We start from the raw sequence: 15,298 nt of genomic DNA on the forward strand, positions 1-15,298 counted from the left end.
GAGCCTGGGGTTACCGGATGGGGCGGATCAGATGACCTCCCGAAAGCCGATGCGCTCCGCCTGGGCCTTGAGCTCCTCCTTGAGGCCCTGGTGCTGGGGGAGCTCTAGCCTGGGGTCCTTCTCCACGATGGCCTTGGCCAGGGCCCGCGCCCTCTCTATGACCTCGGTGTCCTCCGCCAGGTCCCCCAGCTTGAGCTCCGGGTAGCCGGACTGGCGCGTGCCCCGAAGCTCCCCCGGGCCCCTAAGCCTCAGGTCCATCTCGGCGATGTAGAAGCCGTCGGTGGAGGCCTCGAGGACCCTTAACCGCTTCAGGGTTCTCTGGCCCGCCTCCCCCGCCAGGAAGATGGCGAAGCCCTCTAGCCCCCCCCGGCCCACCCGGCCCCTTAGCTGGTGGAGCTGGGCCAGGCCGAAGCGCTCGGCGTTTTCCACCACGATCAGGGTGGCCCTGGGGATGTCCACCCCCACCTCAATGACCGTGGTGGAGACCAGGAGGTCGTAGGCCCCCTGGCGGAAGGCCTCCATAATTGCCTCCTTCTCCCGGGCGGGCATCTTTCCGTGGAGGAGGGCGATCCGGGCCTCGGGGAGGAGGCCTTGGAGTTCCTCGTAGAGGGCGGTGGCCGCCTTCAGGTCCAGCTCCGACTCCTCAATGGCCGGGGCCACCACGAAGACCTGGTGCCCCTTCCGGATCTCCTCCCGGGCGAAGGCGTAGGCCTGGAGGCGGAGGCGGTGGGGGAGGACCTTGGTCTTCACCGGGGTGCGGCCTGGGGGCATCTCGTCCAGGAGGCTCACCTCGAGGTCCCCGTAGAGGGTGAGGGCCAGGGAGCGGGGGATGGGGGTGGCGGACATGACCAGGACGTCGGGGGGAGTCTGGGCCAGCTTGAGGAGGGCCCGCCGCTGGAGGACCCCAAAGCGGTGCTCCTCGTCCACCACGGCCAGGCCCAGGTCCCGGAAGCCCACCCCCTCCTGGATGAGGGCGTGGGTGCCCACGGCCACCTGGGCCTCCCCGCTTCTCAGGCGGGCCAGGGCGGCCTCCTTTTCCCGGGAGGGCATGGAGCCGAGAAGGAGCTCCACGCTCACCCCCAGGGGGAAGAGGTAGCGGGTGAGGTTTCCGTAGTGCTGCTGGGCTAGGATCTCTGTGGGGGCCATGAGGGCCCCCTGGGCCCCGTTTCTGGCGGCCAAATAGAGGGCGAAGGCCGCCACCACCGTCTTCCCCGAGCCCACGTCCCCCTGGAGGAGGCGGGCCATCTGCCTGGGGCTTTCCATGTCCCGGGCGATCTCCCCCATGACCCGCTCCTGGGCCCTGGTGAGGGGGAAGGGAAGGGCCTTCTTGAAGGCCTCCACCCAGGCCTCCTCCACCCGGAAGGCCCGTCCCAGGACCAGCCCCCCCGCGTCCAGGAGGGCCTTGAGTTCCAGGAGCAGGTACTCGTCGAACTTGAGCCTTAGGAGGGCCCCCTTCAGGGCCTCCTCGTCCTCGGGGAAGTGGATGGCCCTGAGGGCCTCGGAGTAGGGCATGAGGCCCAAGGCCTCCCGGTAGGGCCCCAGGGGGTCGGGGAGGGGCAGGGCCATCTCCAGGGCCCGGTGGACGGTGCGCCTCAGGAAGGCCTGGCCCACCCCCTCCTTGGCGGGGTAGATGGGCACGATCCTCCCCGTGGACAAGGACTCCGTCCCCTCGTCCTCAAAGTGCTCCACCAGGAGTTGCACCCCGCCCCGCCGCTGCACCCTCCCGGTGGCGATCAGCGTGGCCCCCTCCTCAATCTGGGAGAGGACCCAGGGCTGGTTGAACCAGACCAGGGTGAGCCGCCACCCCCAGGCGTCCATGGCCTTGACCTGGACCAGCTGCATCCCCTTTTTGGGGGTTTTGACAAGCTCCTTGGCGAGGACCTTGACCGAGAGCGTGGCCTTCTGCCCGTCCTCCAGGTAGCGCACCCCGGGGAGGGCCCGCCGGTCCTCGTAGCGGCGGGGGTAGTGGTGGAGGACGTCCCGCACCGTGTGGAGGCCGAGCTCGCCTAGCCTCCTCCTGCTTTGCGGCGGGGCGAGGAGGTGGGCGGGGTCCTGGGGCTCGAGGCGGCCCTCGGCCTTCCTGGGCGACTCCGGGGCTCGGGGAAGGCCGTCCCCTAGGAAGCGGAGGGCCTCTTCCAGGATCCTCTTCCGCTCCTCGGGGGGCTTCTCCCCGTAACCCCGGAAAAGCTCCAGGAGCCTGGGGAAGGGGCGGGCCAGGTTGCGGACGAGGCCCTCGAGGCCCCCCACCACCACCCGGTCCTGGGCTCCGTCCTGGAGCTCCCGGAGGAGGGGCCTCCTGAGCCTTTCCCGGAGTTCCCCTTCCTTCACGCCCCCATGATACCCTTAGGCCTGTGAGCCGCGCGGAGCGACTGCCCAATGGCCTCACTGTGGCCCTGGAGGAGCGGGACTTCCCCGGGGTGGCCTTCCAGCTCCTCCTGCCCGTGGGGGCGGTGAACGACCCCGAGGGGCTGGAGGGGGCCAGCACCCTTCTGGAGGGGTGGCTCTGGAAGGGGGCGGGGGAGCTGGACGCCCGGGGGCTGGCCCAGGCCCTGGACGCCCTAGGGGTGCGGCGGACGAGCGGGGCAGGCCTGGAGTACACCGCCTTCGCCGCAGGCTTCCTCCCCGAGGTCCTGGAGGAGGTCTTCCGCCTCTACGCCCTCCTCCTAAGGGAGCCCCGCCTCCCCGAGGAGGGGCTAGAGGCGGTGCGCGCCGTGGCCCTACAGGCCCTCCTCTCCCTGGAGGACCAGCCCGCAAGGAAGCTCCTCTCCGAGCTCAGGCGGCGGGTCTTCCTCTCCCCCCACGGCCGCGACCCCTTGGGGCGGGAGGGGGACCTGAGGCGGGCCACGCCCAAGGCCCTTAGGGAGGACTTTGGGAGGCGCTACACCCCCAGGGGGGCCATCCTGGCGGTGGCCGGGGGGGTTTCCTGGGAGAGGCTCCTTAGGGCTCTTGAGCCCCTGGCCCTTTGGGAAGGGGAGGAGGCCTCCTACCCTAAGCCCCTCCTTGCCTCCCCGGAGCGCTTCGCCCTGAGGCGGCCCACGGCCCAGGTCCAGATCGGCCTGGCCTACCCCGATGTGGGCCCCGAGGACGAAGGCTTCTACGCGGCGAGGCTGGCCCTCGAGGTCCTCTCCGGGGGGATGTCTAGCCGCCTCTTCACCGAGGTGCGGGAGAAGCGGGGCCTGGCCTACGCCGTCTCCGCCTTCCCCGCCTCCGTGAAGGGCCAGGGCCTCCTCGTGGCCTACGCCGGGACCACCAGGGAGAGGGCCCACGAAACCCTTTCCGTGATGCTCCAGGAGATAGAAAGGCTCCGGGAGGGGGTTGCAGAGGAGGAGCTTTTCCGGGCCAAGGTGGGTCTGAAGACCGCCTTGGTCATGGGGGACGAGTCCATCCGCACCAGGGCCGCCTCCATGGCCCGGGACCTCTACATGTTGGGCCGGGTGCGCCCCCTCTCCGAGATTGAGGCTGGGATTGAAGGCACCACCCTGGAGGAGGTCAACGCCTTCCTGAGGGGCCACCCCTACCGGGACCCTTGGGTGGGGCTTTTGGGGGAGGTGGAGGGTGTTTAGGGAAGCCGTGCTGAAAAACGGGCTTAGGGTCATTGCCGAGGTCCTCCCCGAGGCCAGGAGCGTGGCCCTAGGCTACTTCGTGAAGACCGGGGCCCGGGACGAGGGCCCCTATGAGAGCGGGGTGAGCCACTTCCTGGAGCACATGGTCTTCAAGGGCCCCGAGGGCATGGACGCCCTTTCCGTCAACCTGGCCTTTGACCGGTTGGGGGCCCAGTACAACGCCTTCACCTCCGAGGAGGCCACGGTCTACTACGGGGCGGTCCTCCCCGAGTTCGCCCCCTCCCTCCTGGAGCTCTTCTCCAAGCTGATGCTCCCCGCCCTCAGGGAGGCGGACTTCGCCACGGAGAAGCTGGTGATCCTGGAGGAGATCGCCCGCTACCAGGACCGGCCGGGCTTCATGGCCTACGAGTGGGCCAGGAGGGGCTTCTTCCGGGACCACCCCTTGGGGAATAGCGTCCTGGGCACGGAGGAGAGCATCAAGGCCCTGACCCGGGAAGGGATGGCCGCCTACCACCGCCGGCGCTACCGCACCGGAAACATGGTCCTGGCGGCTGCGGGAAGGGTGAACTTTGAAGGGCTCTTGGAGGGGGTGGAGCGCCTCAGCGAAGGCTTCGCCCAGGGGGAGGCGGGGCGGGCCTACCCGCCCCTAGACCCCGCCACGGGCCTCCTGGAGCGCCCTTACGAGAAGGCCAGGGCCCTCTACCTGGTGGGGCTCTTCCCCGGCTTCGCCTACGGCGAGGAGGCCCGCTTCCCCGCCCAGGTCCTGGCCCGCCTCCTGGGGGAGGAGGGCTCGGGGAGGCTCCACTTCGCCCTGGTGGACAAAGGCCTCGCCGAAGCGGCCTCCTTCGGCCACGAGGAGGGGGACCAGGCGGGCTTCTTCCACGCCTACATCCAGGCGGACCCCGCCCACAAGGAGGAGGTCCTTTCCGTACTTCAGGAGGAGCTCGCCCGCCTAGGGAAGGAGGGGGTGGGGGAGGAGGAGGTGGAGAAGGCCAAGACCCCCCTGGCCACGGGCCTGGTCTTCGCCGGGGAGACCCCCATGGGGCGGCTCTTCCACCTGGGCCTGGAGTACCTCTACACCGGCCGGTACCTATCCCTGGAGGAGGTCAAGGCCCGGGTCCTCAAGGTCACGGCGCAGGACGTGAACGCCCTTTTGGAGAGGGGCTTCCTGGAGCGGGGTCTCTACTACCTGGTCCTGCCCCATGGAGCCTAGGGCCCTCGCCGCCACCCTGGTCACCATCCTCTTCTGGGCCAGCGCCTTCGCCGCTATCCGGGCGGGGCTTCAGGGCCTTCTTCCCGGGCATCTGGTCCTCCTCCGCTTCCTGGTGGCGGGGGGGCTTCTCCTCCTTTACGCCAGGGCCCGAGGGCTCCGGCCCCCCAGGAGGGAGGACCTCCCCAAGTTCCTCCTCCTGGGCCTCCTCGGCATCACCCTCTACCACACCGCCCTGGTCTACGGGCAACTTTCCGTAAGCGCCGGGGCGGCGAGCCTCCTCATCGCCACCGGGCCCGTCTTTACCGCTATCCTCTCCCACGTCCTCCTCAAGGAGGGGCTTGGGCCCCTCGGGGTCCTGGGCTTCGCCCTGGCCCTTTCGGGCTCCCTCCTCATCGCCTTCGGGGAGGGTGGGGGGCTCGCCTTCAGCCCAGGGGCCTTCCTCATCCTCCTCTCCGCCCTCTCCACCGCCTTCTACTTCGTCCTGCAAAAGCCCCTCTTCGCCCGCTACCGGAGCGAGGAGATCGCGGTCTACACCCTCCTCCTCGGCACCCTGCCCCTTCTCCTCTTCCTCCCTGGGCTTCCCGAGGCTCTTCTGCAAGCCCCGAGGCCCGCCCTCCTCTCCGCCCTCTACCTGGGGGTCTTCCCCGGCGCCCTGGCCTACCTCACCTGGACCTACGCCCTCTCCCGCACCCCCGCCTCGAGGCTTTCCTCCTTCCTCTACCTCTCCCCGGTTCTGGCCATCCTCATCGCCTACGTGTGGCTTTCCGAGGTGCCCTCGCCCCTTTCCCTCCTCGGGGGCGGCCTCGCTCTTCTTGGTGTGATTCTTGTTAATCTGCGGGTAGAATAGCCGCCGGGGTGGCCCATGGAGGTCAAGACCGTCGGCGTGGTGGGCGCGGGGCAGATGGGGTCGGGCATCGCCCAGGTGGCGGCCCAGGCGGGCTACGGGGTCGTCCTTTTGGACGTGAATGCGGAGGCCCTGGAGCGGGGCCTAGGGGCCATAAGGCGCTCCTTGGGCAAGTTCCTGGAGAAGGGGCGGATCACGGAGGAGGCTTACGAGGCCACCCTGAGGGGGATCCGCACCGCCTTGGACCTCGAGGCCCTGAAAGAGGCCGACCTCATCGTGGAGGCCATCGTGGAGGACGAAGGGGCCAAGCGGGCCCTTTGGGAAAGGGTGGGGGGCCTGGCCAAGCCCGAGGCCATCCTGGCTACCAATACCAGCTCCATCCCCATTACCGCCCTGGCCCGGTACTCGGGGCGGCCCGAGCGCTTCATCGGCATGCACTTCTTCAACCCCGTGCCCCTCATGCCCCTGGTGGAGGTGATCCGGGGGGAGCTCACCGCCCCGGCCACCCGGGACACCGTGGTGGAGGTGGCCCGGCGGATGGGGAAGACCCCTCTGGAGGTCCAAGACTACCCCGGCTTCGTCTCCAACCGCCTCCTCATGCCCATGATCAACGAGGCCATAGAGGCCCTGAGGGAGGGGGTGGCCACCAAGGAGGCCATTGACGGGATCATGCGCCTGGGGATGAACCACCCCATGGGGCCTTTGGAGCTTGCGGACTTCATCGGCCTGGACACCTGCCTCGCCATCATGGAGGTCCTCCACCGGGGCTTTGGGGACGACAAGTATAGGCCCTCCCCCCTCCTGCGCCGCATGGTCCAGGCGGGGCTTCTGGGCCGGAAGACGGGGCGGGGGTTCTACGCCTACGATGAGAAGGGGAACAAGGTAGGGTAGGCGGGGGCCCCCCTGGAAGCCTTTCCAGCCCTGGCGGTATACTCTGGGGCATGGAGCTACCCCGCGCTTTTGGCCTTCTTCTTCACCCGACCAGCCTTCCCGGTCCCTACGGCATCGGGGTCCTGGGCCAGGAGGCCCGGGAGTTCCTTCGTTTCCTGGAGGCCGCCGGAGGGCGGTTTTGGCAGGTGCTCCCCTTAGGCCCCACGGGCTACGGGGACTCCCCCTACCAGTCCTTCAGCGCCTTCGCCGGGAACCCCTACCTCCTGGACCTGAGACCCCTGGCCGAAAAGGGCTACCTGATCCTGGAAGACGCCAGCTTTCCCCAGGGGCGGGTGGACTACGGGCTCCTCTACCACTGGAAGTGGCCCGCCCTAAAGGCGGCCTTCCAAGGCTTTAGGGAAAAGGCCTCCAAAGAGGAGCGGGAGGCCTTCCAGGCCTTCCAGGAAAAGGAGGCCTGGTGGCTCAAGGACTACGCCCTCTTCATGGCCCTGAAGGCTCACCATGGGGGGCTTCCCTGGAACCAGTGGCCCCTTCCCTTGCGGCGGCGTGAGGAGCGGGCCCTGAGGGAGGCTGAGGCGTCCCTGTCGGAGGAGGTGGCCTTCCACGCCTGGACCCAGTGGCTCTTTTCCCGAGACTGGCAGGCCCTCAAGGCGGAAGCCGAGGCCCTGGGCCTTTTCCTCGTCGGGGACATGCCCATCTTCGTCGCTGAGGACTCCGCAGAGGTCTGGGCCCACCCCGAGTGGTTTCACCTGGACGAGGAGGGGAGGCCTACGGTGGTGGCCGGGGTGCCCCCGGATTACTTCTCGGAGACGGGCCAGCGCTGGGGCAATCCCCTTTACCGCTGGGACGTTCTGGAACGGGAGGACTTTTCCTTCTGGATGGAGCGGCTCCGAAAGGCCCTGGAGTTTTTCCACCTGGTGCGCATAGACCACTTCCGGGGCTTTGAGGCCTACTGGGAGATCCCCGCCTCCTGCCCCACCGCCGTGGAAGGCCGCTGGGTGAAGGCCCCGGGGGAGAGGCTCTTCGCCAGGATAGAGGAGGCCTTCGGCCAGGTGCCCATCCTGGCGGAGGACCTGGGGGTCATCACCCCGGAGGTGGAGGCCTTGAGGGACCGTTTCGGGCTTCCGGGGATGAAGGTCCTGCAGTTCGCCTTTGACGGCGGGTTGGACAACCCCTTCCTCCCCCACAACTATCCCCCTCACGGCCGGGTGGTGGTCTACACGGGCACCCACGACAACGACACCACCCTGGGCTGGTACCGCACCGCCACCCCCCACGAGCGGACCCTTCTGGAAAGGTACCTGGCGGACTGGGGCCTCGCCTTCCGCTCCGAGGAGGAGGTCCCCTGGGCCCTCATGGGCCTGGGCATGAAGTCCGTGGCCAGGCTGGCCATCTACCCGGTCCAGGACGTCCTGGCCCTGGGCTCCGAGGCCCGGATGAACTACCCGGGGAGGCCCTCCGGGAACTGGGCCTGGAGGCTTCGCCCCAGGGAGCTTCGCCCGGAGTATGGGGAGCGCCTTCGGGCCATGGCCGAGGCCACGGGGAGGGTGTGAGTACCCCGCGGCGGCTTTGGCCACGGCGGGGACCCTAGGAAAAAATCCGCCCAGTTTCCCGGGGGGCTAGCCCAGGGCCTTCTTCACCAGCTCCACGATCTCGTCAATGGTGTCCGCCACGGGAATGCCCGCCTCGGCGAAGGCCTTTAGCTTGGACTCCGGGGTGCCCACGTTGCCCATGATGATGGCCCCGGCGTGGCCCATACGCTTCCCCTTAGGGGCGCTTCGGCCCCCGATGAAGCCCACCACGGGCTTCTTCATGTGCTCCCTGACCCAGGCGGCGGCCTCCTCCTCGTCCGAGCCCCCGATCTCCCCGATGAGGACCACGGCCTCGGTCTCGGGGTCCTCGTTGAAGAGGGGGAGGAGGTCCTTGAAGGTGGTGCCGATCACCGGGTCGCCCCCGATCCCCACGGTGGTGGTGGTGCCCAGGCCCGCCTGGGAGAGGGCGGCGGCGGCCTCGTAGGTGAGGGTGCCGGAGCGGCTGATGAGGCCCACCTTGCCCCTTTTGAAGACGTGGCCCGGCATGATGCCCAGCTTGGTCTCCTCGGCGCTGATGATCCCCGGGCAGTTCCCCCCGATGAGGCGCACGCCCAGGGCCTTGATCTCCTCCGCGGCCCGCACCATGTCCAAGGTGGGGATGCCCTCGGTGATGAGGACGACGAGGGGGATGCCGGCGTGGGCGGCCTCGAGGGCCGCATCCGCCGCGGCGGGGGCGGGCACGAAGATGATGGAGGCGTCAATGGCGTGGTCCTCAGTTGCCTCTTTCACCGTGTCGTACACGGGCACCCCCAGGACCTCGGTCCCCCCCTTGCCCGGGGTGACCCCGGCCACGATCTTGGTGCCGTAGGCGAGCATCTGCTGGGTGTGGAACTGCCCTTCCCGGCCGGTGATCCCCTGGACCAGGACGCGGGTTTCCCTATGGACCAGGATCACGCCGCACCTCCCACTATGGCCACGATGGCCTTGCCCGCTTCCATGGACGTGGGGTACATGTACACGGGTTTGCCCTCCAAGAGCTTCTTGGCCTCCTCCTCGGCGGTGCCCGCCACCCGCATGACCACGGGCTTGGTGAGGAGGCCCTCCTCCAGGGCCCGGATGACCCCCTTCGCCACCTCGTCCGCCCGGGTGATGCCGCCGAAGATGTTGATGAAGATGCCCTTCACGTCGGGGTCCTTGAGGACCACCTTGAGGGCGTTGTAGACCACCTCGGCCTTGGCCCCGCCGCCGATGTCCAGGAAGTTGGCGGGCCTACCCCCCACCCGGGCCACCAGGTCCAGGGTGTACATCACAAGGCCCGCCCCGTTGCCGATGATGCCGATGTTGCCGGAAAGCTTCACATAGGCGAAGCCAAAATTGCTAGCCTCCACCTCCAGGGGGTGCTCCGCCTCCACCTCCCTGAGCTCCGCCAGGTCGGGGTGGCGGAAGAGGGCGTTGTCGTCCAGGACGATCTTGGCATCGGCGGCCACGATGGAGCCATCGGTGGCGACCACCAGGGGGTTGATCTCGGCGATGGAGGCGTCCACCCCCTCGTAGGCCCGGTAAAGGGCCACCAGGACCTGGGCGATCCGGTTCAGGTTGCCCTCGAGGCCCGCCCGCTTCACCATCTCCCGGGCCTCAAAGGGCCTCAGGCCCTTATGGGGGTCAATCCAGAACTTGTGGATGGCCTCGGGGCGCTCGGCCGCTACCTCCTCAATGTCCACCCCGCCCTCTTTGGACAGCATGAGGACCACCCGTTTTTGGGAGCGATCCAGGATGAGGCCGGCGTAGTACTCCTTGGCGATGTCCACGGCCTCGGCCACCAGGACCTTCTTCACGGTGAGGCCCTTGATGTCCATGCCCAAGATGGCCTGGGCCTTCTCGTAGGCCTCGCCTGGGGTATCCGCCAGTTTGACTCCCCCGGCCTTGCCTCGCCCCCCCACGTGCACCTGGGCCTTGACGACCACCCGCTTGCCCAGCTCCTCGGCGATCCGCTTGGCCTCCTCCGGGGTGTAGGCCACCCTGCCGGGCGGCACCGGCACCCCGTAGCGGGCGAGGATCTCCTTGGCTTGATACTCGTGCAGGTTCAAGCTCCACCTCCTGGCCTTGAAGGCCAGGAAGATTATACGTCCGGGGCTCCTGGCGGCCTATGCTGGAATAAGGGGTGCCCGTGAAGTGGATGGAGGTGGCCTTGGGGCTTGCCCCGACGCTTCTGGGTGGGCTCTTGCTTCTGGATCGCGTGGGTTGGCCTCCTGGGCCTGGGCCTCGGCGCCTGGATCGGTGGCCTGGAGGGGGCCCTCTTCCGGGCCTTCACGGGCCTGGGGTTTCTTCCCTTCGCCCTCCGCACCGGGGAGTGGTGGGCCCTGATTCCCGGGGGAGCGCTCCCCTCCCTAGGGTTTGGTGGTCCTCGCGGAAGCCCTTTGGCCGGGTGTGGAGGCGGGCTGGGTGCTCTTTTTGGGCCTTTCGGCCACCTTCGGGGCCCTCTTCGCCTTGGGCCTTTTTGCCCCCTTGGTTTTCGTGCTCGAAGGGGTGGAGAAGGCTTTGGGCTAGGGCCCCGCGCCTCTTGGGGGCCTGGCTCCTCTTTCGGGGGTTTAGCGGGCGGGTCTAGCGAAGAAGAGGCGGCCCACTTGGGTCTGGATGGCCTGGGTGATGACCACCTCGATCTCCTGGCCCTTGTAGCGGATGCCCTCGTCCACCACCACCATGGAGCCGTCCTCCAGGTAGCCCACCCCCTGGTGGGGCTCCTTCCCCTCCTTGAAGATGAGGATCCTCAGGGTATCCCCCACCTGGAGCTGGGGCCTCAGGGCCTGGGCCAGGGCCTGGACCGATAGAGCCTTTACCCCGTAGATGCGGGCCATCTGCAGGAGGGCCAGGTCATTGCTGACCAAGGAGGCGCCCCGGTTCCGGGCCAGGAAGAGGAGATTCTCGTCTACGCTCTCCCCCTTGGGGGCCTCCTCTACCACCTCTAGGGGAAGGAGCTCCTTCAGCTTTTCCAGGGCCTCGAGGCCCCGCCTGCCCTTGGCCCGCTTCAGGGGGTCTTGGCTGTCGGCGAAGTGCTGGAGCTCCTTCAGGACGAAGTGGGGCACATAGAGGGGGCCCTCCAGGAAGCCCGTGGCCGCCACCTCGGGGATCCTGCCGTCCACCAGGACGCTGGTGTCCAGGACCTTGCCCCCGGGCTTCTCCGGTTTGGGGGGAGGAAGGCGCAGGTACTCCCTGTACCCCAGGGCCAGGTAGGCGAAGAGGCCCACGAGGAAAAGGGCCAGAAGGAGACTGTGGTAAGGGGAAAAGCCGGGCACATCCGAGAGGAGGGTGGTGAGCAGGACGGTGAGGAGGAGGCCCAGGGTGGCCCCCAGGGTGAGGGCCACGGGGACCTCTGGGGGGAGTTCCCTAAGCCTCCTAAGCCGCTTTTCCAGGTATGCCTCCAGCCGAGGGGCCAGGAGGACCCCGGTGAGGAAGCCCGCCAAGGTAAGATAGATTCGGTTTAGAGGTAGGAGGCCTGCAGCCTCAGGCAGCAGGCCCAGGCCCTCCAGGGCCACCGCCAGTTGGTAGCCCAAGAAGGCGAAGAGGAGGTAGAAAAAAAGCTTGCCGCTCATCCCAGATAGGCCTCCACCGCCTGGGCTAGCCCCCGGGTGTTCCCGGGGTGGAGGAAGCGCCTAAAGCCAGCCCGCTCCCCCTCCTTGAGCCTTCTTTCCAGGCCCACCACGCTCCGGACCTCGCCCAGGAGGCCCACCTCCCCCACCACCGCCAGGTCCTCGGGCAAGGGGTGGCCCATCACCGCAGAATACACCGCCAGGGCCACCCCCAGGTCCAGCCCCGGGTCCGCCACCCTAAGCCCTCCGGCGAGGTTCACGTAGACGTCCAGGCTGGCGAGGGGCAGGCCAAGCCGCCTCTCCAGCACCGCCAGGACCATGTCCACCCGCCTAGGGTCCAACCCCTGGACCACCCGCCGGGGGGCGGGGAAGGGGGTCTTGGCGGCCAGGGCCTGGACCTCGAGGGCCAGGGCCCGCTCCCCGGCCAGGGCCAGGGCGACGGCGCTCCCCGGCACCCCCAAAGGCCTCTCCAGGAGGAAGGCCTCCGAGGGGTTTTTCACCTCCAAAAGCCCCTCCTCCTCCATGCGGAACACCCCGAGCTCCCCCACGGGGCCGAAGCGGTTCTTGGCGCTCCTCAAGACCCGGTAGACCCCGGCGGTCTCCAGGTAAAGGGTGGCGTCCACGGCGTGCTCTACGCTCTTGGGCCCCGCTACCATCCCCTCCTTGGTCACGTGGCCCACCAGGACCACGGCCGTCCCCTGTTCCTTGGCGAAGCGCACAAAGGCCGAGGTGGCCTCCCGCACCGCCACCAGGCTTCCCGGGCTCCCGCCCGCCGCAATGGTCTGTACGGAGTCCACAAAGAGGGCCTCGGGGGGCGCCCGTTCCAGGAGGGCGAGGAGGGGCTCGAGGCGGGTCTCCCGCACCAGGAGGAGCTCCCTCACCCCAAGCCGCCTCGCCCGGAGCTTGATCTGGGCGGGGGACTCCTCCCCTGCCACGTAGTAGACCCTCTGGGGCATGCGCCGGGCCATCTCGAGGAGGAGGGTGCTCTTGCCCACCCCCGGCTCCCCGCCCAGGAGGACCACCTCCCCCGGGACGAACCCCCCGCCCAAGACCCGGTCCACCTCGCCGAGCCCGGAGGAGAAGCGCCTTTCCCCCGTCTCCTCCACCTGGGAGAGGGGGAGGAGGTCCGCTAAGCGGCCTGGGGCCTCCTTCCCAGGGGGCTTTTGGGCCACCTCCTGGAAGCTGCCCCAGGCCCCGCACCCCGGGCACCGCCCCAGGGGCTTGGGGGTCCTGTGGCCGCACTCCACGCAGGCGTAGCCGGTCCTAGCCATGAAGCTCTGGGCCCTTCAGCTTTGGCATGTGCTGGCCTAGGCGGTGGCCACGCGTCCGCTAGGACCCCCGTCCTGGCCTTCGCCAGAACGGAGCGCTCAGACCAGGAACTCCTCCACCTCGTGGAAGCCCAGGCGCCCATCCTCCACGTTCACGTAGAGGCGGCCCGTGGGCTTCTTCAGCAGGGCGAGGGAGAGGGGGTCTTCAATGCGCTCCCGGATAACCCCGCGGATGGCCCGGGCGCTCCCCGTCTTGGGGGCTTGGTCCACCACGAAGCGGGCCACCTCGGGGGCGAAGGTGACCTCTATGTCCCGGCTCCTGAGTTCCTTGCGGATCTCCTCCAGCATGAGCTCGGCCACCCGCACCAGCTCCTCCTCGGTGAGGGGGCGGAAGCGGATGACCTCGTCCAGGCGGTCCAGGAACTCGGGGGTGAAAAGGGCCTTGAGGGGGGACTCCGTGTCCACCTCCCGCGAGGTGAAGCCGACGGCCGGGCCCACGTTGTAGCCGGTGTTGGAGGTCATGATGAGGATCACCCGGCGGAAGTCCACGGTCCGCCCCATGCCGTCCGTGAGGCGGCCCTCGTCCAAAACCTGGAGGAAGGTGTTGTAGATGTCGGGATGGGCCTTCTCAATCTCGTCCAGGAGGACCACGCTAAAGGGTTGGCGGCGCACGGCCTCGGTGAGGCGGCCCCCCTGCTCGTAGCCCACGTAGCCTGGCGGGGCCCCAATTAGCTTGGAGATGGAGTGGGGCTCCTGGAACTCCGACATGTCAAAGCGGACGAGGGCCCTTTCCGAGCCAAAGAGGACCTCGGCCAGGGCCTTGGCCAGCTGGGTCTTGCCCACGCCGCTTTGCCCCACGAAGAGGAAGCTAGCGGCCACCCGGGTCCTCCCCCCGAGGCCCACCCGGGCCCGCCTTAGGGCGCTCGCCAGGGCCCGGATGGCCTCCTCCTGGCCCACCACCCGCTTCCTGAGCTCCTCCTCCAGGTGCATGAGCTTGGCGTCGTCCTTGTCGTCCGTGTAGATGCCTCCCCAGGAGTCTACCACCGCCTCGAGGTCCTCCCGGGTGACCATGGGGGTGCCGTCCTCTTCCTCGGCCACGGGCAGGCCCAGAGAGGCGTTGAGGCGCACGCGGCTCGCCGCCTCGTCGATGAGGTCGATGGCCTTATCGGGGAAGTTGCGCCCGGGGAGGGAGCGGATGCCGATCTTGACGGAAAGCTCCAGGACCTCATCGGGGATGACGACCCCGTGGTGGGCCTCGTAGCGGGGGCGGAGGCCCTTCAGGATCTCCAGGGTCTCCTCCGGGGAGGGCTCGAGGACGATCACCGGCTGGAAGCGCCTCTCTAGGGCGGCGTCCTTTTCTATGTAGCGGTGGTACTCCCCGGTGGTGGTGGCCCCGATCACCTGGATCTCTCCCCGGGCCAGGGCTGGCTTCATGATGTTGGCCGCGTCCAGGGTGCCCTCGGCCCCCCCGGCCCCGATCAGGGTGTGGAGCTCGTCGATGAAGGCGATGACCCTGGCGTTCTTGAGCTCCTCGATGATCTGGCGGAGGCGCTCCTCAAACTCGCCCCGGTACTTGGTGCCCGCCACCACCCCAGCGAGGTCGATGGCCACCACCCGGGCCCCCCGGAGAATGGGGGGGACCCGGCCCTCCACGATGGCCTGGGCCAGCCCTTCCACGATGGCCGTCTTGCCCACCCCAGGGTCCCCGATGAGCACGGGGTTGTTCTTGGTGCGCCGGGCCAGGATCTGGATCACCCGGTTGATCTCCTCCTGGCGGCCGATCACCGGGTCCAGCTTCCCCTCCCGGGCCTCCTTGGTGAGGTCGCGGCCGTACTCGTCCAGAAAGGGGGTGTTCACGGGCTTCTCCCGCTCGCGGCTATCGGCCATGGCCAGGATGCGCCAGCGGATGGCGTCCACGTCTTTGGCGAAGTGGGAGAGGATGCGGTAGGCGATCCCGTCCCCCTCGCGGATGATGCCCAGGAGGATGTGCTCGGTGCCGATCACCTGGGCCCCCATGTTGCGGGCCTCGGCGCTGGCCAGCTCCATGACCCGCCGGGCCCGGGGCGTGATGGCGGGGGGTTCCCCGGTGCGGCTCCCCTCGCCCCGGCCCACCAGCTCCTCTACCATGCGGCGCATGGCCTCGAGGCTCGCCCCGTACTCCTGGAGGATGCGGGCCGCCGTACCCCCCTCGCGCATCAGGCCCAGGAGGAGGTGCTCCGGGCCGATCATGGAGTGGCCTAAGCGGCTCCCCTCCTCCCTTGCGTAGTGGAAGACCAGCCTGGCGCGATCGTCGTACCGGTTCATGCTCCCCTCTACCCCACATTCTAGCGTAAAGCCTCCCTCCCGTGTGTTTGCGCCCTCGCTTACCTTGGCCTTAAGATGCCTGCTATCGGGCCTTTG

Annotated in this window: 12 protein-coding genes; 6 read left to right on the forward strand and 6 right to left on the reverse strand. The window is 68.6% G+C overall.

All coding sequences use genetic code 11. From position 1 onward, the window contains the following. Nucleotides 1-27: 27 nt before the first annotated feature. Nucleotides 28-2,328 (reverse strand): ATP-dependent DNA helicase RecG, encoded by a 2,301-nt coding sequence (gene recG / locus ATI37_RS00940; protein ID WP_117236704.1) that lies wholly within the window; start codon nucleotides 2,326-2,328, stop codon nucleotides 28-30. Nucleotides 2,329-2,351: 23 nt separating this feature from the next. Between recG and ATI37_RS00945 the strand changes: the two genes are divergently transcribed. The 5 genes from ATI37_RS00945 to malQ are packed head-to-tail and all read left to right on the forward strand — an operon-like array spanning nucleotide 2,352 to nucleotide 8,064. Further along, nucleotides 2,352-3,563 carry a M16 family metallopeptidase gene (locus ATI37_RS00945; RefSeq protein ID WP_117236705.1) on the forward strand — a complete coding sequence of 404 codons (1,212 nt, stop codon included), beginning with the start codon at nucleotides 2,352-2,354 and terminating at the stop codon, nucleotides 3,561-3,563. Beyond that, entirely contained in the window at nucleotides 3,556-4,776 is a 1,221-nt protein-coding gene (locus ATI37_RS00950; RefSeq protein ID WP_117236706.1) for a M16 family metallopeptidase, read from the forward strand. The genes ATI37_RS00945 and ATI37_RS00950 overlap by 8 nt, the downstream gene beginning before the upstream one ends. Then, a complete protein-coding gene (locus ATI37_RS00955; protein WP_117236707.1) occupies nucleotides 4,766-5,623 on the forward strand; it encodes a DMT family transporter in 858 nt (285 codons plus the stop codon). Before ATI37_RS00950 ends, ATI37_RS00955 begins: the two co-directional genes overlap by 11 nt. Nucleotides 5,624-5,638: 15 nt before the next feature. Further along, nucleotides 5,639-6,511, forward strand: a complete 873-nt coding sequence (locus ATI37_RS00960; protein WP_117236708.1) for a 3-hydroxyacyl-CoA dehydrogenase family protein — start codon at nucleotides 5,639-5,641, stop codon at nucleotides 6,509-6,511. A 50-nt stretch (nucleotides 6,512-6,561) separates the two neighbouring features. Next, nucleotides 6,562-8,064 (forward strand): 4-alpha-glucanotransferase, encoded by a 1,503-nt coding sequence (malQ, locus tag ATI37_RS00965; protein WP_117236709.1) that lies wholly within the window; start codon nucleotides 6,562-6,564, stop codon nucleotides 8,062-8,064. Between the two features lie 66 nt (nucleotides 8,065-8,130). Here the strand turns inward: malQ and sucD are convergent, their stop codons facing one another. Together sucD and sucC are read right to left on the reverse strand one after the other, a co-directional pair. Beyond that, the gene (gene sucD, locus ATI37_RS00970) at nucleotides 8,131-8,997 is read right to left on the reverse strand and encodes a succinate--CoA ligase subunit alpha (RefSeq protein WP_117236710.1); all 867 of its coding nucleotides are present in this window, start codon (nucleotides 8,995-8,997) and stop codon (nucleotides 8,131-8,133) included. Continuing rightward, nucleotides 8,994-10,130 (reverse strand): ADP-forming succinate--CoA ligase subunit beta, encoded by a 1,137-nt coding sequence (gene sucC / locus ATI37_RS00975; protein ID WP_117236711.1) that lies wholly within the window; start codon nucleotides 10,128-10,130, stop codon nucleotides 8,994-8,996. The genes sucD and sucC overlap by 4 nt, the downstream gene beginning before the upstream one ends. Before the next feature lie 310 nt (nucleotides 10,131-10,440). Here sucC and ATI37_RS11550 point away from each other — a divergent pair, with 310 nt between their 5' ends. After that, nucleotides 10,441-10,590 carry a hypothetical protein gene (locus tag ATI37_RS11550; protein ID WP_157969070.1) on the forward strand — a complete coding sequence of 50 codons (150 nt, stop codon included), beginning with the start codon at nucleotides 10,441-10,443 and terminating at the stop codon, nucleotides 10,588-10,590. 41 nt (nucleotides 10,591-10,631) lie between these two features. Here ATI37_RS11550 and ATI37_RS00980 read toward each other — a convergent pair whose 3' ends face one another. The 3 genes from ATI37_RS00980 to ATI37_RS00990 form a co-directional block, all read right to left on the reverse strand. Then, the gene (locus ATI37_RS00980) at nucleotides 10,632-11,633 is read right to left on the reverse strand and encodes a PIN/TRAM domain-containing protein (protein WP_117236712.1); all 1,002 of its coding nucleotides are present in this window, start codon (nucleotides 11,631-11,633) and stop codon (nucleotides 10,632-10,634) included. Further along, nucleotides 11,630-12,901, reverse strand: a complete 1,272-nt coding sequence (radA, locus tag ATI37_RS00985; RefSeq protein WP_117236713.1) for a DNA repair protein RadA — start codon at nucleotides 12,899-12,901, stop codon at nucleotides 11,630-11,632. The genes ATI37_RS00980 and radA overlap by 4 nt, the downstream gene beginning before the upstream one ends. A 96-nt stretch (nucleotides 12,902-12,997) precedes the next feature. Beyond that, nucleotides 12,998-15,202 carry an ATP-dependent Clp protease ATP-binding subunit gene (locus ATI37_RS00990; protein WP_117236714.1) on the reverse strand — a complete coding sequence of 735 codons (2,205 nt, stop codon included), beginning with the start codon at nucleotides 15,200-15,202 and terminating at the stop codon, nucleotides 12,998-13,000. Nucleotides 15,203-15,298 lie beyond the last annotated feature (96 nt).

Source organism: Thermus sediminis, assembly GCF_003426945.1.
GTDB lineage: Bacteria > Deinococcota > Deinococci > Deinococcales > Thermaceae > Thermus > Thermus sediminis.

What these genes read in the sequence shown, in the direction of transcription:
- ATI37_RS00955 (WP_117236707.1), top strand. Translation starts at nt 4,766, where the DNA reads ATGGAGCCTAGGGCCCTCGCCGCCACCCTGGTCACCATCCTCTTCTGG.
- ATI37_RS00960 (WP_117236708.1), top strand. Translation starts at nt 5,639, where the DNA reads ATGGAGGTCAAGACCGTCGGCGTGGTGGGCGCGGGGCAGATGGGGTCG.
- malQ (WP_117236709.1), top strand. Translation starts at nt 6,562, where the DNA reads ATGGAGCTACCCCGCGCTTTTGGCCTTCTTCTTCACCCGACCAGCCTT.
- ATI37_RS00980 (WP_117236712.1), bottom strand. Translation starts at nt 11,633, where the DNA reads ATGAGCGGCAAGCTTTTTTTCTACCTCCTCTTCGCCTTCTTGGGCTAC.
- radA (WP_117236713.1), bottom strand. Translation starts at nt 12,901, where the DNA reads ATGGCTAGGACCGGCTACGCCTGCGTGGAGTGCGGCCACAGGACCCCC.
- ATI37_RS00990 (WP_117236714.1), bottom strand. Translation starts at nt 15,202, where the DNA reads ATGAACCGGTACGACGATCGCGCCAGGCTGGTCTTCCACTACGCAAGG.